This is a genomic window from Methanohalobium evestigatum Z-7303 (assembly GCF_000196655.1).
Taxonomy (GTDB): domain Archaea; phylum Halobacteriota; class Methanosarcinia; order Methanosarcinales; family Methanosarcinaceae; genus Methanohalobium; species Methanohalobium evestigatum.
The window spans coordinates 1,530,366-1,549,378 of record NC_014253.1 but is presented as its reverse complement, the minus strand read 5'-3'; the positions used below and the strand labels follow the sequence as shown (position 1 = coordinate 1,549,378).

Sequence of the window (19,013 nt, the reverse complement as noted above, 5' to 3'; positions counted from 1 at the left end):
CTTTATTCAAATTCAATAGTTGCAGGTGGTTTGGGTGTTAAATCATACACAACTCTGGAAACTGATTTGATTTCGCTGTTAATTCTGGATTCGATTCTGTTAAGGACGTCCCAGGGCAGTTGCATCGCTTCAGCAGTCATACCATCTCTGGAACTAACAGCACGAACGGCAATAATCCATCCATGTACTCTTACATCTCCTTTTACACCGGTACCTTTTCCAAGAAGTGCAGCAAATGTCTGCCATGGATGATATTTTTCAACAAGTTCCTCTTCTACAATGGCATTTGCCTCACGAACTACTTCCAGTTTTTCTTCTGTTACCTCATCAATAATTCTTACTGCAAGTCCGGGTCCTGGGAACGGCATACGTTCGGAGAGTTCCTCTGGTAAATCCAGTGCTTTGGCTACCTCTCTAACTTCATCCTTATACAGGTCAGATATGGGCTCTACAATATCTTTAAAATCAACAACATCGGGTAATCCCCCTACATTGTGGTGGGATTTAATACCGCCATCAGATTCAATCCTGTCCGGATAGATAGTCCCCTGTATAAGATATTCAGCCTGTTCTTCTTTTGCTATCTCTTCAAACACTCTTATGAAGGTTTCACCCACTGCTCTTCGTTTTTCTTCAGGATCTTCAACACCTTCCAGAGCATTCAGAAACCGGTTTTTCATGTTAACTACCCTGAGATTCATATCGGCAAATGTTTCTTTAATCCTCTCGGTTTCTCCTTTTCTCATCAGACCGGTTTCGATGTATATGGGTACCAGATTGTCCCCTATTGCATTATGTGCAAGCACTGTGCATACCGAGCTGTCTACACCACCCGAGAGAGCAATGATTGCCTTCCCGTCGATTTGTTCTTTAATCTTTTCTGTACTTTTCTGAATGAATTTGTCAACTTTTACCATAAGAACAAGCTCCATGAGGTGTTATTATAATCAACCAGTTTTTTCTTAATAGGTTCATAAAACTCAAGATTTATAAATCATTATCTGGATGTGACCATTACTATAATTTAGTTTAACATTAATTGGATGAAAATTATATATTAATGTAACATCTACACTATAAAAATCAAATTATCCATTAAAGCAGGATTAAGATATACCTATGTACAAAATTTTGCATAAATACTTTGGCTATGAAGAATTCCGCTCTCATCAGAAGGATATTATAACTGATATTTTGGATAAAAAAGACACTTTCGTAGTAATGCCCACTGGTGGAGGCAAATCATTATGCTATCAATTACCTGCACTCCTTATGGAAGGAGTAACAATAGTGGTATCACCGCTTATATCGCTTATGAAAGACCAGGTGGATGAGTTGAGGTCTAACGGCATATCTGCTGCATGTCTTAACAGTACGCTTGGATATCAGGAATCGAATCAGATATGTAATGACCTTTTGTACAATAGAATAGACGTTTTATATATCACACCTGAACGTTTGACTATGTCAAAAACTCTCGATTTTCTTGAATCTGTAAATATCAACCTGTTTGCTATTGATGAGGCTCATTGTATTTCTGAATGGGGACAGGATTTCAGACCTGAATACCTTCGGTTGAACATGCTGAAAAAAAAATTTCCTGATATACCATTAATCGCACTTACTGCAACCGCTACACCCAGAGTGCAGAATGATGTCATATCATTGCTTGAACTTGAAGATTGTAGAAGATACATATCAAGTTTTAACCGTGATAACCTCTATTATGAGGTCAGACACAAAAAGGATGCCTATAAACAGATGGTTAGATACCTGAAAACCCACAGAAAATATAATGGTATTATCTACTGTCAGAGCCGTCGCGCGGTAGAAGACCTTTATAATAAACTTAAAAAGGAAGGTTTCCGTGTTTTACCCTATCATGCAGGTTTGCCTGCAAAAATCCGTGAAGAAAACCAGGAGAGCTTTATTAGGGATGATGTACAGATTATTGTGGCTACTATTGCTTTTGGTATGGGCATAAACAAACCCAATGTTCGTTTTGTGATTCATTACGACCTTCCGAAAAATCTGGAAAATTACTATCAACAGACAGGTAGAGGCGGAAGAGACGGTCTGGATTGTGACTGCATCCTTTTTTTCAGTTACGGGGACAGGTACAAAATAGAATACTTCATAAATCAAAAATCCAGAAAATCAGAGCGGGATATAGCATTATCTAAATTGAATATGATGATAGATTATTGTGAGAGCAATGTCTGCCGCAGGAAATTATTGCTGAATTATTTTGGCGAAGATTTTGATGTGCAAAATTGTGGTAAATGTGATGTATGTCTTGAACCAAAAGAGATGACAGATGGAACAGCAACAGCAAAAACATTCCTCAGTTGTGTGGATGAACTAAACCAAAAATACGGACTCAATCATGTGGTTGATGTATTGACTGGTTCCAAAACCAAAAAAATAACCGATAAACAGCATGATTTGCTTGAAAGTTATGGGGCAGGTTATAATTATAAAAAAAACCAATGGCTTGATATAGGTAAGGAGTTGTTGCATAAGGGTTATCTTGAGGTAAAAGGAAAATATCCAGTATTAAAATTGAATCAGAAAAGCCAGAATATATTATCGGGTCAGGAAAATGTTCAGCTTACAAAATTATCGGAGTATCCATCTACCAGTAAACAGGATAATTCTGCAAATGAAACTGATAACCAGCTTTTTGAAAAATTGAGAAGGCTCAGGAAAAAATTGGCTGATAGTGAAAACAAAGCACCATACATTATTTTTGCTGACACCAGTTTAAGACAGATGGCATCCATTTGCCCGAAAACCTATGATGAATTTTTAAAAATATCTGGTGTAGGTGAGTATAAACTGGAAAAGTATGGAGATATGTTTCTGTCAGAAATCATCGACCACTGTCAATCCAGTTATGCTGATTCATGAATGTTTTTTATAAAGATGAAGAAAACCACGATGTCTTTAGCATCGTGGTATGATAAATAGTCAAAAAAAGATAAGTATTTTGCTAAATGATTGTATGATGAATGTATTTAACCCAGAAGAACCATCTCCGTACTGATAAACAGACGTATGAGACCTTGAAGAGGTTGACCAAACTGTCCAAGAACCTGTACAATTTTACATTGTATACGATTAGACAGTACTTCTTCAACTATGGCAAATACCTTAATAAGAATACCGCTTATCATACGGTCAAAGAGAACGAAAATTACAGATTAATGCCATCTCAGGTAGCCCAGAATACTGTGGAAACTGTAGATGGCAGTATGAAATCGTTCTTCAAACTTCTGGATAAGAAAATAAAAGGAGAATATGAAAAACCAGTTTCACTTCCAAAGTATCTGGATAAAGACGGAAACTTCATCTGTACATTCAAGAAAGATCAACTGAAGGTTATCGACGATAAAATCAGACTATCATTGGGTCCTGAATATGGTAGAACATATGGAACCAGATTCTTGTATTTCAAGATACCTGACAATATAATAGGTCAATACATCAATCAGGTCAGGATCGTACCGAAATACAAAGGTAGATGGTTCGAGATAGAATTTATCTATCATGAAGACGGAGAGATGGCTGATCTAGATTATAACAGCCATCAATCGATAGATCTTGGAGTAGACAACTTTGCAACCTGCGTGACGACCAGCGGGACTGCCTTCATATTAGACGGCAGGGTTATCAAATCTTATAACCGCTGGTGGAACAAGGAGAAGAGCAGGTTGCAGTCGGTCTACGACAAACAGAATGTAGATGATGGAATCAAAATGGATAGATTCTCTAATAAAAGGTTCTGGAAGATAAATGATTTCATGAACCAGTGCGTTAATCATATAGTAAAACATTGTCTGGAAAATAGAATCGGCAATATTGTGATTGGAGAGATGAAAGAGATAAAACAGGAGCAGAATATCGGAAAGCAGAATAATCAGAACTTCCAGACAATACCATTTGCTAGGTTCAAACAGAAATTAGCTTCAAAATGTGAATACCATGGTCTAAAGTATCAAGAAGTAGATGAAGCTTATACCAGTAAAGTCGATGCACTGGCTTTAGAACCTATCAGGAAACATAATAAATATCTCGTAAGAGACATAAGAGAGGAATCTTCCAGTCATCTACAGGTAGACTGATTAACGCCGATATCAACGGTGCACTGAATATCTTAAGAAAGGTAATCGGTGATTCCCTTGCAGGGATAACCGATAGTGGGGACGTGAACTCCCCGGGAATAATAAGGCTTTCAAGGTAAACTTCTTCCGAAGCCGCTGAGTCTTTAGCTCAGCGGTAGTTCACTATAACCAATTCGGTTTTATAATTACAATTTTATTGTGTTTTAAAACAATGTGTGCGATTACAGGATTTTTCAATACTCAAAACGCGTTTTCAAACACTTATAAGGCTCTCTCGGAACTTAAAAACAGGGGTAGAGACGGGTCGGGTGCATGTGGTTTGGATTGGGTGACGCATTCATATGATATAAATACCCTTGAGTTGTTACAAGATAACAATATCCTGGGTCATAATCTTCATTCACTTGTCAAATATGTTCCACAACCCATTGCTTACACCGGTAAAATGGTTGCAAATTGTGAAATATACAACTGGAAAATGTTGTCCAATACCTATAATCTGGATGCAGAAAACGATTCCGATTTTTTAATAAAATTCATCGAATATCAAATCTCTAAAACTGATAGTTCCAACCCGGTAAGGATAAAGGATAATATAGAGAAGGCACTGAATAAAATAATCGGAGTTTATTCTTTTGCCTATATGCTTGGTGGTTATGTATATGTATTCCGGGATATAATAGGAGTTAAACCCCTCTGGTACAGCAACTCAAGTGGTTTCGCATTTGCTTCAGAAAAAAAAGCCCTGATGAAAACCGGATATCAGAATGTTTATGAACTCAATCCGAGAGAATCCATCTGTTATGATATAGCAAATAATATTTCTCATTTCTATACCAGAAATTTTTTCGATACAAAACCAGAGCATAAAAAACAGCTGCATACAATCCAGAAAGAATTTGGTAACATTCTGGAAGATGCAGTATCCATCCGTTTTCCTGATGAACCGTTTGGTATATTGTTTTCCGGTGGTATAGATTCCACAATTATAGCCTATATCTGTAAAAAATTGGGCAAACAACCGGGTATCGATTTTACCTGTTATGTGGCTGGTTTTAAAGGAAATGATTCTGGTTATTCACCTGATGTGTCCTATGCAAAAAAAGTGGCTGATGAGCTTGGACTGGAGCTCAAAATAAAACAGATAACATATCGGGAAGTTGAAGATTATCTTAAAACAGTTGTTTCACTGATTGAAGATACCAGTGTCCCAAAAGTTGGAGTTGCTTTAACCATGTACGCTGCCTGTGTGGCTGCAAGAGAAGATGGTATCAGAGTAATGTTTTCCGGTTCGGGTGCTGATGAACTACTTGCAGGTTATAACCGACACTGGCATTCAGAAGATGTAAACTATGAGTGCTATCAGGACATTTTAAACATTTACCAGAAAAACACCTATAGAGACGATGTAGTGTCCATGAACAATAACATAGAATTAAGAGTACCCTATCTTGACAGCAACCTTGTTGATTATGGTTTAAAAATACCGGCACATTGTAAAATCGATAATAAACAAGGTCAGAATAAACTGACTTTAAGAAATGTGGGCAAAAAACTCGGTCTTCATGATGATTTTGTACATCGAAATAAAAAAGCTGCACAATACGGGAGTCGTTTTGATAAAGCAATAACAAAACTTGCCAAAAAATCAGGTTTTAAAACAAAAACACAATATCTGGAGCAGTTCCATGAAAAATCCTAAATTAAAACTTGGTGTTTTGTACAGCTCGGGTAAAGACAGTAACTATGCCACCTATCTCATGCAGCAAGAGGGTCATTCCATTGAATGTCTAATTACTGTAAAGAGCAATAATCAGGACTCATACATGTTCCATACGCCAAATATTGATTTTTCCCGTATGCAGTCCGAAGCTATGGATATAGCACTTATAGAAGAGATAAGCGAAGGTGAGGAAGAGGTAGAGATAGAGGATATGAAGCGAGCCATTAAAAAGGCTCAGGAGAGATACTTAATTGACGGGGTGGTCACAGGAGCACTCTATTCCAGTTATCAAAAAGACCGTATCGAAAGGATATGTAATGAACTTGGACTTGAAGTGTTTAGCCCTCTCTGGCATATCGATCAGGAAGCTGAAATGAGAAAATTGTTGGAGCTTGGTTTTGAATTTATATTCAGTAGCGTGGCAGCCTATGGTTTAAATAAAGACTGGCTCGGTAAAATAATCACAGATAAACAAATCGATAAACTTGTTCGTTTAAATGAAAAGGTGGGTCTGAATGTTGCAGGAGAAGGTGGTGAATTTGAAAGTTTTGTAATTGATTCTCCGATGTACAACAAAAGGATAGAGATAAAGGATTATGAAATCGTGGAAAGAGATGAATATACAGCTCATCTTATAATAAAGGATGCCGAACATGTGGAAAAATAAAAAATTTAAATCCTGCATGCTGAATATCCATGTTTCTCGAAGTATCTTTGATGGTATTCTTCAGCTTCGTAAAATTCAGATGCAGGCACAATATCGGTAACTATATCTTTTTTGTACTTTCCGGATTGTTGTAATTTGTCTCTGGATTCAATAGCTTTCTTTTTCTGCTCTTCATTGTGGTAGAAAATAGCAGACCTATATTGTGTTCCAATATCCGGTCCCTGACGGTTGAGTGTAGTTGGGTCATGGATTTTCCAGAAAACATCCAGCAATTTTTCATAGGATACGATTGAAGGCTCAAAGGTAACCTCAACTGCTTCAGCATGACCAGTTTTACCTGTACATACATCTTTATAGGTAGGGTTTTCCCATGTTCCACCTGTATAACCAACTCTTGTGGACAACAATCCTTCGATTTGTCGAAATGCGGCTTCCACTCCCCAGAAACAACCAGCTGCAAATGTTGCTTTTTCCATATTTAGTCTCCAATTCAATTTTTCATTAATCCGTTTTAACAATAAATATGGTCTTGGATAATATTACACTTATGGGCTGTTTATCCAGATTTATTTTACCGGTATGGTGAAATAAATAGCAGTTCCTTTGTTAACTTCACTTTCAATCCATATCCTGCCATTGTGCATTTCAACAAATTTTTTCACCAGAGCAAGCCCCAGACCTGCACCCCCATATTCACGGCTTGCCGATGTATCTATTTGTGTAAACGGTTTGAACAAATCCGATTGTTTGTCTTCAGGAATTCCAATTCCAGTATCCTTGACAGCAAACCGAATATTTCCATCCAATTTATTCACCTGCAGTGTAACTTTTCCTCTTTCAGGTGTAAATTTTATGGCGTTGGTTACAAGGTTATAGAGTGCTTCTTTTAATTTATTTTCATCCGCGTAAATATTACCCAGATATTTATCGGTAATAGTTTCCAGTTCTATGTTTTTGTTCAATGCTTGCGGATGCATTGTATTGCTTACATCATTGACCAAATCAATGATGGGTAAATTCTGAGGGTTATAGTCCATTTTTCCTGCTTCTATTTTAGAGATGTCCAGTATCTTGTTTATTAGACTGAGAAGATGGTATCCACTGTTTTTGACATTGTTGAGGTAGTGTTTCTGGTATTCATTCAATTCACCTCTTCTTTCAGTAAGCATCAATTCTGAAAAACCGATAATGGAGTTCAGCGGGGTTCTTAGTTCATGGCTTACGTTAGCAAGGAATTCGTTTTTGGTGCGGTTTGCGGATTCAGCAATCATTTTGGCTTCAATCAGAGCATGTTCTGCCTGTTTCTTATCGGTAACATCAATCACGATACCGCGTAAATATGTAACATTACCGTTTTCATCAAAATCAGATGATGTTCTCTCATCCACCCATCTAACTTCACCGTTTTTTGTTAATATCCTATATTCGTGGTTGAATTCTTCTAAACAATTTGTAATTGTTTCTACTGTTTTTTCCTTTACATTTTCCAGATCATCCGGATGTATAATATCAGCATAATTCAATGACCCGGATAAGAAATCATCTGGATCATAGCCAAACTGGTCAACATTGTTTGATACATAATTTACTGAACAACTGTCATCTTTGTTCCACAAAAACGCAATAACAGGACTCGATTCAATAATTTTCGCCAATTCGTTCCTTAGCTGGTTAGATTTTTTTAATTCCTTTGTATATTCTCTTAAATCTTCACTAACTTTTTTGTATTTGCTGGTTATTTCATATAATGATTGACGTGTATTTTCAATACCACAGGTTAATGTTTTGAAGTCTCCGTTTCCATAAACCCGTACTCTGCGTGTAAAATCCTCATTCTGTATAGCAGTAAGTACAGTATTTGAATCATCGATAATGTTTTCAAGCGATTCAGCAAACATATTCAGGGAATCACTAAATTGCTTGAAGTCACCTTTAACATCCAGATTGTAGCGGGCACCTAAATTTCCGTTTGAAAGCTGTTTTGTTACATTCACTGTTTCTTGTACAGGTGATGAAACGGTACGCATTATCTTGTTAAGTCCTTCAGGTATCGGTCTAAAATCGATTTGTATGTCTGTCTCTGCTCTTGTATCGAGTTTACCGTTAATGACATCTTCTGTTATATTCTTGAAATCGTCAACGATTTTGTCTATAGGTGAAGATACAGACCTTGCAATCAGATAGGCGATACCGCTCATAAAAATAATAGATATAATTGATATGATTATCAGCCTGTCTCCCAGAGCAAATACACCAGCCAGCATTTCATTCTTTGGAACAGTGAGCACAACAGCAAAATTTCCGGTTTTTATCGGCTCATAAAACATAACTACTTTATTACCTGTTGATGGGTCTAAAGTTTCGATATGACCGGGTGTACCGTTTTGAATATCGTTTTTCATTTTTGAAAATCGCGGTGAGTCAATCACGCCTATGTTTTTTTTGCCAGTCCACTCTTTTTTATCTGGATGTGTCATTATTGTACCGGATCTGCTGACCATAAATGCGTATCCGGAGTCGAAAACTTCCACTTTACCAAGCATTTTCTCTATATATTTGATAGTGGCATCTGTACCTGCGATTCCTATAAATTCACCATCTTCTATTATAGGGGAAACAAAACTTACAATCATTTTCCCCTGATACATATATGGTTCAGTAACAACCTCTGATTTGGTAATTTTTGGTAGTTGATAATAGTTTAATGTGTCATAATCTTGCAGAGGGTCGAGGGTGACGTTTCCATGTAACTTGTTCCAATAGGGGATAAACCTTCCAGTGGAGTCATGACCGGTTTTGTTGGCATAATATGAATCATTGTTGTCAAAAGCATTGGGTTCAAACGCTACATAAGTACCCACCAGTTTTGGATTATTGATGAGGGTGTCTTTAAGCATCTGGTTTACTTCAGTTCTGTTGCTTGACTCATAGTTTTCCATCGTCTTGGATAACGTTTTAGCGATTGTCATATAACTGCGCATATCAGCATCGATTTCATTGGCATATGATTGAGCCATCCGGCTTGATTGTTTATATGCCAAATCTTCCTGCTGTTCGGTTACAGTTGAGATAATTACTGCAGAAGATGATGCCAGAACCAGAAAAACACCGAGAAAAATCAATAGTATCAGTTTAGGTTTTAGAGGTATGTTTTTCCATCTAATGAATTGACTCTCCCATGTAATTACCTGTATAAATTATAATGGTGTATTAAACTCTTTGGTGATCAATATAACAATTTAATTTTTTAAAAAATATAAAAGTTATGTTTTTATAAGTAGTTTAAACCCATATAAATATTTGCATCATCCGTAACCAAAACACCGTTACAATTTTAAACCGTCTACACCATGATTTTTATGAACAAAGTATCCAATTATAATTGTATCAATAAAACCCAGAACTAATATGCTGCTACCAGACCACAAAACAAAAATCGTCTGTACCATAGGACCTGCATCATCCTCTGAAGCAATGCTTAAGGATTTGATTCTTTATGGTATGAATGTTGCCCGGCTCAATTTTTCCCACGGTGATTTGGAAGGTCACAGGGAGGTTATACATAAAATACGAAAGTTGTCTTCTGAACTGGATGTAGTTGTTTCTATCATGGCCGACCTTCCGGGTCCAAAAATTAGAATAGGTAAGCTTAAAAATGAACCTATACACCTTAAAAAGGATGATAAAGTAACACTGACTACTGAAAACATAGAAGGAGACGAATCAGTAATACCTGTTAATTATAGCAAACTCTCTGAAAGTGTTAAACCGGGGAGACCTGTTTATTTAAATGATGGTTTTATACAATTAAACTGTCTGGAAGTATCCGACAAAAGTGTGGATTGTACAGTTGTAGTAGGTGGGCCTCTCTCATCTAATAAGGGTATGAATCTTCCGGGTTCCAGAGTGTTCCTCGAACCAGTAACAGAAACAGACCTTAATATTGTTGATTTTGCGTTGAATGAAGGAGTGGATATATTCAGCGTGTCTTTTATAGAAAAGGCGGATGACATCCAGAAGATAAGGAACCATGCAAAAGTTAAAGGCAAATCTGTTTTTATCGTATCAAAAATCGAAAGAGAAGAGGCAGTTAAAAACATCAATGAAATCCTTAATGTTACAGACGGTCTCATGATTGCCAGAGGTGACCTTGGAGTAGAAATACCAATACAAAACGTTCCAAACGTTCAGAAAGAGTTGACACATAAAGCCAATCTTTTGAGTATACCAGTAATCACTGCAACCCAGATGCTTGAATCAATGACCGAAAACATCAGACCGACAAGGGCTGAAGTAACAGATGTAGCCAACGCCATACTTGATGGTACAGATGCAGTAATGCTTTCGGGTGAAACCGCAGCAGGAAAGTACCCTGTAGAAACCGTATCTATGATGACAAAAATAGCAAGAGAAATAGAATTCTGGCGAAGTAAAAATAAAGACAGAACTGATACAATCGTCAGAAACCTTGATAATATTAAAATGGATGTGGATGATGTGATATCTCTTCAGGTCAATGATGCTCTCCAGAAACTTCCTATAAAATATGTAGTGACACCAACTGTATCAGGCGAGTCTTCAAGACATATATCCCGGTTTAAATCAGGTACATGGATACTTGCTTTTAGCCGCTATCTTAATACTGGTAGAAACCTTGCATTCTCCTATGGAGTATATCCGATATATGTAGGAAACAAAACTGACAGCTGGGAAACGATAGTAGTTGAAAAATTGAAACAATGGGAGCTTGTTAGAAACGGTGATTATATAGTATTGACACAGGGTCAGTCTCCCGGAAAACCCGGTGGTACCAATCTGTTGAAAATCATCTCCATAACATAATCTTTCATTTATTTTTTTGAATACTATCTTCAAGAAGCTGGGATATATCTTTTATCTGAAGATTGTAATTGTTGACGCTGTTCATATGATAGATGCAGAACGGACAGTACGCAACCATCAAATCTGATACATCATTTGATTTTCTCAGTGACAGCCCGGCGATGTTAGAGGATGTTTCAGGAAAATTTGGTTTTAACCCAGCAGGTGCACCACAGCATACAACATCCCTATCAAATATTTCAATTACTTCAACTCCCATGTTGTTGAGAATGTTTCGTGGTGTATCGATATTATTTTTTAGATGACATGAGTCCTTTAAGGCAACAGATAAATTCAGGTCTTTTGTTTGGAGTTTACCTTCTTTAATAAGCAGGTCAAACAATTCTATGGATGGGACAACTTCAAAATTAAGGTCTCTATACAGTTGAGGGTAGCTTTCATTTAAAGTTTTGTAACAACCGGGACAGGATACAATTAATTTTTTAATTTCGAGTGATTCGATATAATCAACATAATTTTTAGCATGAGATTTCATCTCATCAAAATGCCCGTTATCAACGAGGAATATCCCGCAGCATTTTTCATCTTTTAATATTCTTGGTTCGATGCCTGCTGAATTTAATACCCGGATTGTAGAGCGGGCGATTTCTGGTTGAGCATATGAAATCCAGCATCCAGCCATGTAACCTATTTCTGAATCATCTGATAATTTTAAATCATCTGTAATCCAGTCAAACCTTTTTGAGTTATCCTTTCCACCAGGATTGTTATGCACCAGTATATTATTTACAATGCCTTTTGTTTTCTCTGGTTCCCTATTCTGCTCCGCGAGTAAATACCTCTCATACTGTATAATATCTTTTATTGGTATGTTTACAGGGCAGACATCATCACATGCACCGCATCTTGTAGATAGGTAAATATTATCAAATTCCGCTTTTTCAAGAGTTTCACCAGATTCTACTTTCGATAGTAATTGTATCTTTCCCTGTGGTGTATATTCTTCACCTTTAACTTTTGTAACCGGGCATACGTCCCAGCACTTTTTGCAGTCTATACATGAATCAACTGCCTGTTTGTAATCTCTCATATTGTTACCCGAATGTTAATTATATAATATGTAGTAAAAAAGGTTTATAGGAATTAACCTATTTATTCTGAATTTATATATAATAAACCCAACAGCCCAATGAAACGACTTAAACTTATCAACAGAGTTTGTTTGTCAACGTGTTAATACCTATATATTAGGCACATTTTAATGATTATAATAAAAGTTATTTACTTTTATATTATAACTAATAAACTCTCAATTTTTTCCTGCAAGAATAAACAAAATACTATAAATCAATCGTGGATTGGTAGTGTAGAAACCCTAACCAAGAACAATCCCGTAATATCATGATTTAAGAGTTACATCAGGCATTCCACTTTCTATGATTTTCATTTTTTCACTCTGGACTTTAAAATACGTTATTTTTTTATTTTAAATTTCTTTAAATGTTTTTGCGATGGATTCCCCATTCACATGGATCGAAAATTCAGAAAAGTATCCAAAAGGAGTAGTATGAACCTCAATCTCTTTATCTTTCAGTTTTTCTTCAATATCAAATATGATTTCTTCTGCAAATTCGGGAGATGAAACGCTTGAAGACAGATGTGCAAATGAATGCAAAACAATTTTTTCTTTATCCACTTTATTAAGATACCACTTGATATTTTTTTAGAGCTTTTTTTAACACCTTGTTTTTTCTATTCTCATCTTCCATTTCTGCATGAATAAAAACCACGGCAGTATCACCTATTTCTTCTTCTTTTTCTATATCTTCTACATTTTCAAGAGTTTTGCTGTAAGTGTCATACCAAAATTTTTCGGTATCAAATAGTAGCATTTTCATGATATAACCGCCTATGAAGTATAAATCTGTAATAAGTTTACTTTATAAACATCGGTATACTTGTTTATTCTAAAATTTGTTATAGTTATGTATTAGTATTATTTTTAGCATAGAAATATATGGTAATCTGTAACTACCAATCTTTTCGATTAAAAAATAGAAAAAAATTATCAGTCAATAAATAAATATATCTTTTCAGAACTTAAATCCTTTTTATCCATAACTTGTATAAAGGAGTTTTAGATGAAACTGGACAGGATTGAAATAATACAGGGTGACATCACGAAACAGAATGTAGATGCTGTTGTAAATGCTGCAAATAAATCGCTTCATGGAGGGGGAGGTGTTGACGGTGCTATCCATCGTGCTGCAGGACCACAGTTACTTGAAGAATGCAAAAACCTTGGTGGATGTGAGACAGGTGAGGCAAAAATAACAAACGCCTACAAACTTCCTGCTAACTGGGTTATCCATACTGTTGGACCAGTGTGGAAAGGTGGCGGCCACCATGAAGATGAACTGCTTGCAAAATGCTATATAAATTCACTGACCTTAGCTAAACAGTACAATATAAAGACCATAGCTTTCCCTGCTATAAGTACAGGAGTTTATGGATTTCCAGTTGAAAGGGCTTCAAGGATTGCAATAAAACAGATAATTGATTTTCTTGAAAATGATTCAACCATGGAAAAAGTAATCCTTGTCTGCTTCAGTGAAAAGGATTATGAACATTACCAAAAAGCTTTGTCTGAATTAACATAAAACAAAAGAGGTATATTATGATAGGTATAATGTCGGATTCCCATGACAATATGGATGCGATATATAAAGCAGTATCCGTATTTAATGAAAAGAAAGTGAATTCTATATTACATGCCGGTGATATTGTATCTCCTTTTACTGGTAAAGCACTGAAAAACCTTGAATCGAAACTGTATTATGTTTTCGGTAACAATGACGGCGACATTTTGACCATTAAAAAATGGTTTGATGAGATAGGAGCTGAAAACTGTGGTGATTTTGGAGACCTGACAATTGAAGATCGGCATATAGCTTTGGTACATGGTGTCAATAATTCAATGGTAAAAGCGATTGCCGGTTCTGGAGATTATGATGTAGTTGTTCGTGGTCACACCCATAACAGAGGGACAGAATACATTAAAGGGACATTGATTATAAATCCTGGAGAATCTGCCGGCGTTCTTACCGGCAACAGGTCAATAGCACTTCTTGATACAGATACTTTGGATGTAGAGTTTGTAGAAATCTGATATTTTTTAGTACCCCCTTTCAAGTATTTCGATAAGCTGGTCTGGATATGGCATATTGTTCTGGATTTTTTTATACACATTTTTTATAAAGATGAAGAAAACCACGATGTCTTTAGCATCGTGGTATGATAAATAGTCAAAAAAAGATAAGTATTTTGCTAAATGATTGTATGATGAATGTATTTAACCCAGAAGAACCATCTCCGTACTGATAAACAGACGTATGAGACCTTGAAGAGGTTGACCAAACTGTCCAAGAACCTGTACAATTTTACATTGTATACGATTAGACAGTACTTCTTCAACTATGGCAAATACCTTAATAAGAATACCGCTTATCATACGGTCAAAGAGAACGAAAATTACAGATTAATGCCATCTCAGGTAGCCCAGAATACTGTGGAAACTGTAGATGGCAGTATGAAATCGTTCTTCAAACTTCTGGATAAGAAAATAAAAGGAGAATATGAAAAACCAGTTTCACTTCCAAAGTATCTGGATAAAGACGGAAACTTCATCTGTACATTCAAGAAATATCAACTGAAGGTTATCGACGATAAAATCAGACTATCATTGGGTCCTGAATATGGTAGAACATATGGAACCAGATTCTTGTATTTCAAGATACCTGACAATATAATAGGTCAATACATCAATCAGGTCAGGATCGTACCGAAATACAAAGGTAGATGGTTCGAGATAGAATACGTATATCATGAAGACGGGGAGATTGCTGAACTTGATTATAATAGCCATCTATCGATAGATCTTGGAGTAGACAATTTTGCAACCTGCGTGACGACCAGTGGGACTGCATTCATATTAGACGGCAGGGTTATCAAATCTTATAACCGTTGGTGGAACAAGGAGAAGAGCAGGTTGCAGTCAGTCTACGATAAACAGGATGTAAATGATGGAATCAAGCTGGATAGATTCTCTAATAAAAGGTTCTGGAAGATAAACGATTTCATGAACCAGTGCGTTAATCATATCGTTAAACACTGTCTGGAAAATAGAATCGGCAACATCGTGATTGGAGAGATGAAAGAAATCAAACAGGAACAGAATATCGGCAAGAAAAATAACCAGAACTTCCAGACGATACCATTTGCTAGATTTAAACAAAAATTAGTTTCAAAATGCGAGTACCACGGTATAAACTACCATGAATTGAATGAAGCTTACACTAGCAAGGTTGATGCACTGGCTTTAGAACCTATCAGGAAACATAAGAAATATCTCGGTAAGTGACATAAAAGAGGAATCTTCCAGTCATCTACAGGTAGACTGATTAACGCCGATATCAACGGTGCACTGAATATCTTAAGAAAGGTAATCGGTGATTCCCTCGCAGGGATAACCGATAGTGGGGATGTGAACTCCCCGGGAAGAACTTTGTAAATTGAAAATTTACAAATATCTTTAAATCTTTGATTTAAAGAGTAAGGCTTTCAAGGTAAATTTCTTCCGAAGCCGCTGAGTCTTTAGCTCAGCGGTAGTTCACTGACTAACCTATTGTAACAGTCAGAATTTAGAATTTTGCGGGTTAACTCTGTTAATTGCAAGATATTTATAGCACTGATTCTATGTACCAGATATGTCTTATAATCCAATAGGTACAGTTTCAAATTATGCAGATGAAAAATCTCTGCATATTCTCACATTGTGGAAGGACAGTATTAGTAAAATAGAATCTTATAATAACTTGCAATCAAAATTTGATAACAGGTATTCTCATTTTATAGTAGTCCATGATTCTTTTGATTTTAAATTTTCAGAAAAGCAGGAAGAATGGAACCTGAGGTTTACCGGTGATATCGGTGTTTCTGTTGTGGAATTTTTAAAATCCGATGATAATGGTGTATATGTAAAGGGCCTGTTTGCAGAAAATAATTCAAACGTTTATGAGGTTTTGCCATACACCTCTTTTGATTCATTAAATGCTACTTATCCACACCCAGCAATGAAAGAATTACGGACAAAAGTTCTTGGTCAGATACTTCCTAATATAGACGGGAATTATATACTTGACATTGGATGTGGAGTGGGTTCTATCACGATGGATATAGCAGAACAAAACCCAGATTCCAGTGTTTATGGTATAGAAATCGAGGAAAATTTGATAAACCAGTGTAAGATGAATTCAGAGATTCTGGAAATTTCAAATGTGAATTTTAAAACCGGTGATATCTACGACCTGCCATTTGAAAATGATGCAGTGGATACAGTGACTTGTTTCTTTATGCTGCATCATCTGGATGATATTCCTGCAGGTCTTGAGGAAATAAAAAGAGTTTTAAGCGGAGGCGGTCATTTAATCACAACTGATCCATTTGGACACCATCATGGACCTGAAATAACAGAAGAGAACTGGAAAAATCACTTCGAAAACGCTGGTTTTTCTACAAATATCGAAAAAATAGGTAACGCACTGGTTACTTTTGCAACATTAAAATAATCATTTAAACTATTGAGAGGACGCAAACAACAATTGCGTCCTTCATGGCTGATATTTCTACTCCAGAGGGACTTTTTAAAATAAGTAACTGGAATTGCGGTTTTAGTGTTACTTTTGTTTTTTTAAGTAACACTCTGTAATTATTGGTCTACCTTATCTAAATAAGTTTTGGTAATACTTTGGAATAAATTTGTGTTATTCAAGGTTTATATTTTCGAAAGATTAAAGAATGCGTGTCACATGCTACCACACACCAATCATTAATAGAAAAAGGAGCAAGAACTATGCTGGGGATTGAAGATCCGTATATATTGTTGGCTTATATTCTTTCATTTCTGAGTGCTATTGGATGTGTTATCTACGGTATTTTTAATTGGAATAAAGAGGAAGATTAATAGTAGTTAAAGGAGTTTAAAAATGGCTGTAAGTACCCCTGTTCTGGCAGTAGTTGTACTGATTTATCTAATAGTAATATTTTATTTGGGATTACTGGGATACAGACGGACGAATGAAACTGAAGATTATATGGTGGCTGGTCGAAAAATAAACCCCTATATTCTTGCGCTGTCCTATGGAGCTACATTTATAAGCACATCCGCTATAGTAGGTTTCGGTGGAGCAGCTGGTGCCTATGGAATGGGTCTTTTGTGGCTTACTTTTATGAATATAGTTTTTGGAATATTTATCGCATTTGTTGTGTTTGGTTCACGCACCCGCAGGATGGGTGTTAACTTAGATGCTGTAACATTTCCTGAATTTCTTGGTAAACGCTTCCAGTCACGTTTTATTCAGGGATTTTCAGGAGCACTGGTCGGTATATTCATGCCACTTTATGCCGGTATAGTACTGATTGGTGGAGCAAGGTTTGTTGAAACTGCTCTCTCAATTAACTACGATGTTGCTGTTTTAATACTGGCTATTATTATTGCAGCATATGTTATAACAGGGGGTTTAATTGCGGTAATGTATACCGATGCTCTTCAGGGTACCCTTATGTTTATCGGTATGGGTCTACTGCTTATTTTTACCTACATAAAACTTGGTGGTGTTACTGAAGCTCATCAGGCACTAACTAATATGGCATATCTTGTGCCTGAAAAGTTGGTTGCCAGCGGACACATGGGTTGGACTGCTATGCCTGAATTAGGTTCCCAAATATGGTGGACGGTTGTATCCACTTTTATACTCGGTGTAGGGATAGGCGTTCTTGCACAACCACAACTTGCAGTCAGGTTCATGACGGTAAGAAGCAGCAGTTCTCTGAACAAGGCAGTTCTTGTAGGTGGTCCTTTTATACTGATGATGGCAGGAGTGGCATATATTGTTGGTTCTCTTTCCAATGTTTACTTCTTTGATAACTTTGGAAAGATTGCACTTGAGGTTGCAAATGGTAATACCGACCTAATAATGCCGGAATACATCAACTCTGCAATGCCTGACCTTTTTGTAGTATTGTTCATGCTGACACTGTTATCAGCGGCAATGTCTACTTTAAGTTCACAGTTCCATATAATGGGTACTTCTATAGGTCACGATTTTTATAAAGAATTCCTCAAGAAAGGTAAAGGAAAAACCACTTCAGATGTTGTTACAAAAATAGGTATTGCGGTTACCATTGTTGTAAGTGTAGTGCTTGCCTATGTGCTTCCAATAAGTATTATTGCAAGAGCAACGGCTATATTTATGGGTCTGTGTACTGCAGCTTTTTTGCCAATGTATATGGGTGCACTTTTCTGGAAGGGTATGACAAAAGAGGGGGCTATATCAAGCCTTATAATCGGTACTTTCTCCAGTCTTTCCTGGCTTATATTTGTTCATGAAAAAGAAGCAGTTCCGCTCGGTATAAGTCAGGCACTGTTTGGAAATGCTACTCTGCTATCTGGTGTATGGACAGTAGTCGATCCGATATTGGTAGCAACACCAATTTCTTTGATAACAGCAGTAGTTGTAAGCCTTAAAACAAAACCACCCTCAAACAAACATTTGAAAAAGTGTTTCAACAAAATAAAATGAGAAATAAAAACAGGAAA

Annotated in this window: 15 protein-coding genes and 2 pseudogenes; 11 read left to right on the top strand and 6 right to left on the bottom strand. The window is 36.4% G+C overall.

Features of this window, described 5'->3' with window-relative positions; all coding sequences use genetic code 11:
• Positions 1-2 precede the first annotated feature (2 nt).
• A complete protein-coding gene (gene guaA / locus METEV_RS07680; RefSeq protein ID WP_013194956.1) occupies positions 3-917 on the bottom strand; it encodes a glutamine-hydrolyzing GMP synthase in 915 nt (304 codons plus the stop codon).
• 202 nt (positions 918-1,119) lie between these two features.
• Here guaA and recQ point away from each other — a divergent pair, with 202 nt between their 5' ends.
• The 4 genes and pseudogenes from recQ to METEV_RS12720 all read left to right on the top strand — a co-directional run bounded on the left by recQ (position 1,120) and on the right by METEV_RS12720 (position 6,514).
• Positions 1,120-2,910, top strand: coding sequence for a DNA helicase RecQ (recQ, locus tag METEV_RS07675; RefSeq protein WP_013194955.1), 1,791 nt, complete (start codon positions 1,120-1,122; stop codon positions 2,908-2,910).
• A gap of 101 nt (positions 2,911-3,011) precedes the next feature.
• Positions 3,012-4,243 (top strand): annotated as a pseudogene (locus METEV_RS07670) (RNA-guided endonuclease InsQ/TnpB family protein).
• A 92-nt stretch (positions 4,244-4,335) separates the two neighbouring features.
• Positions 4,336-5,826, top strand: coding sequence for an asparagine synthetase B family protein (locus METEV_RS07665; RefSeq protein WP_013194954.1), 1,491 nt, complete (start codon positions 4,336-4,338; stop codon positions 5,824-5,826).
• On the top strand, positions 5,813-6,514 hold the full coding sequence (locus METEV_RS12720; protein ID WP_013194953.1) for a diphthine--ammonia ligase: 702 nt from the start codon (positions 5,813-5,815) through the stop codon (positions 6,512-6,514). The genes METEV_RS07665 and METEV_RS12720 overlap by 14 nt, the downstream gene beginning before the upstream one ends.
• 5 nt (positions 6,515-6,519) lie before the next feature.
• Here METEV_RS12720 and msrA read toward each other — a convergent pair whose 3' ends face one another.
• A complete protein-coding gene (gene msrA / locus METEV_RS07660; protein ID WP_013194952.1) occupies positions 6,520-6,990 on the bottom strand; it encodes a peptide-methionine (S)-S-oxide reductase MsrA in 471 nt (156 codons plus the stop codon).
• Between the two features lie 90 nt (positions 6,991-7,080).
• Positions 7,081-9,636 carry an ATP-binding protein gene (locus METEV_RS07655; protein WP_013194951.1) on the bottom strand — a complete coding sequence of 852 codons (2,556 nt, stop codon included), beginning with the start codon at positions 9,634-9,636 and terminating at the stop codon, positions 7,081-7,083.
• 286 nt (positions 9,637-9,922) lie between these two features.
• Here METEV_RS07655 and pyk point away from each other — a divergent pair, with 286 nt between their 5' ends.
• On the top strand, positions 9,923-11,356 hold the full coding sequence (gene pyk, locus METEV_RS07650; RefSeq protein ID WP_013194950.1) for a pyruvate kinase: 1,434 nt from the start codon (positions 9,923-9,925) through the stop codon (positions 11,354-11,356).
• A 4-nt stretch (positions 11,357-11,360) separates the two neighbouring features.
• On the opposite strand, the gene METEV_RS07645 is transcribed toward pyk, so the two are convergent.
• The 3 genes from METEV_RS07645 to METEV_RS12880 form a co-directional block, all read right to left on the bottom strand.
• Positions 11,361-12,446 (bottom strand): (Fe-S)-binding protein, encoded by a 1,086-nt coding sequence (locus tag METEV_RS07645; protein WP_013194949.1) that lies wholly within the window; start codon positions 12,444-12,446, stop codon positions 11,361-11,363.
• Between the two features lie 396 nt (positions 12,447-12,842).
• Positions 12,843-13,052, bottom strand: coding sequence for a threonyl-tRNA synthetase editing domain-containing protein (locus tag METEV_RS12885; protein ID WP_269634932.1), 210 nt, complete (start codon positions 13,050-13,052; stop codon positions 12,843-12,845).
• A 4-nt stretch (positions 13,053-13,056) separates the two neighbouring features.
• The gene (locus METEV_RS12880; RefSeq protein ID WP_269634931.1) at positions 13,057-13,254 is read right to left on the bottom strand and encodes a threonyl-tRNA synthetase editing domain-containing protein; all 198 of its coding nucleotides are present in this window, start codon (positions 13,252-13,254) and stop codon (positions 13,057-13,059) included.
• A 243-nt stretch (positions 13,255-13,497) separates the two neighbouring features.
• Between METEV_RS12880 and METEV_RS07635 the strand changes: the two genes are divergently transcribed.
• The 6 genes and pseudogenes from METEV_RS07635 to METEV_RS07615 all read left to right on the top strand — a co-directional run bounded on the left by METEV_RS07635 (position 13,498) and on the right by METEV_RS07615 (position 18,996).
• A complete protein-coding gene (locus METEV_RS07635; protein ID WP_013194948.1) occupies positions 13,498-14,016 on the top strand; it encodes an O-acetyl-ADP-ribose deacetylase in 519 nt (172 codons plus the stop codon).
• Between the two features lie 17 nt (positions 14,017-14,033).
• The gene (locus METEV_RS07630; RefSeq protein ID WP_013194947.1) at positions 14,034-14,525 is read left to right on the top strand and encodes a metallophosphoesterase; all 492 of its coding nucleotides are present in this window, start codon (positions 14,034-14,036) and stop codon (positions 14,523-14,525) included.
• 177 nt (positions 14,526-14,702) lie between these two features.
• A pseudogene (locus METEV_RS07625) lies at positions 14,703-15,926 on the top strand (RNA-guided endonuclease InsQ/TnpB family protein).
• A 196-nt stretch (positions 15,927-16,122) separates the two neighbouring features.
• Complete coding sequence (locus METEV_RS07620; protein ID WP_013194946.1) at positions 16,123-16,983, top strand: class I SAM-dependent methyltransferase; 861 nt, start codon at positions 16,123-16,125, stop codon at positions 16,981-16,983.
• A gap of 233 nt (positions 16,984-17,216) precedes the next feature.
• A complete protein-coding gene (locus tag METEV_RS12570; protein ID WP_198008203.1) occupies positions 17,217-17,378 on the top strand; it encodes a symporter small accessory protein in 162 nt (53 codons plus the stop codon).
• A gap of 22 nt (positions 17,379-17,400) precedes the next feature.
• Positions 17,401-18,996: a sodium:solute symporter family protein gene (locus tag METEV_RS07615; RefSeq protein WP_013194944.1), complete on the top strand. Its 1,596-nt coding sequence runs from the start codon at positions 17,401-17,403 to the stop codon at positions 18,994-18,996.
• Positions 18,997-19,013: the final 17 nt, after the last annotated feature.

Excerpts from the sequence above, each read along its gene's own strand:
- guaA (WP_013194956.1), bottom strand. The coding sequence starts at position 917 with ATGGTAAAAGTTGACAAATTCATTCAGAAAAGTACAGAAAAGATTAAA.
- recQ (WP_013194955.1), top strand. The coding sequence starts at position 1,120 with ATGTACAAAATTTTGCATAAATACTTTGGCTATGAAGAATTCCGCTCT.
- METEV_RS07665 (WP_013194954.1), top strand. The coding sequence starts at position 4,336 with ATGTGTGCGATTACAGGATTTTTCAATACTCAAAACGCGTTTTCAAAC.
- METEV_RS12720 (WP_013194953.1), top strand. The coding sequence starts at position 5,813 with ATGAAAAATCCTAAATTAAAACTTGGTGTTTTGTACAGCTCGGGTAAA.
- msrA (WP_013194952.1), bottom strand. The coding sequence starts at position 6,990 with ATGGAAAAAGCAACATTTGCAGCTGGTTGTTTCTGGGGAGTGGAAGCC.
- pyk (WP_013194950.1), top strand. The coding sequence starts at position 9,923 with ATGCTGCTACCAGACCACAAAACAAAAATCGTCTGTACCATAGGACCT.
- METEV_RS07645 (WP_013194949.1), bottom strand. The coding sequence starts at position 12,446 with ATGAGAGATTACAAACAGGCAGTTGATTCATGTATAGACTGCAAAAAG.
- METEV_RS12880 (WP_269634931.1), bottom strand. The coding sequence starts at position 13,254 with ATGAAAATGCTACTATTTGATACCGAAAAATTTTGGTATGACACTTAC.
- METEV_RS07635 (WP_013194948.1), top strand. The coding sequence starts at position 13,498 with ATGAAACTGGACAGGATTGAAATAATACAGGGTGACATCACGAAACAG.
- METEV_RS07630 (WP_013194947.1), top strand. The coding sequence starts at position 14,034 with ATGATAGGTATAATGTCGGATTCCCATGACAATATGGATGCGATATAT.
- METEV_RS07620 (WP_013194946.1), top strand. The coding sequence starts at position 16,123 with ATGTCTTATAATCCAATAGGTACAGTTTCAAATTATGCAGATGAAAAA.
- METEV_RS07615 (WP_013194944.1), top strand. The coding sequence starts at position 17,401 with ATGGCTGTAAGTACCCCTGTTCTGGCAGTAGTTGTACTGATTTATCTA.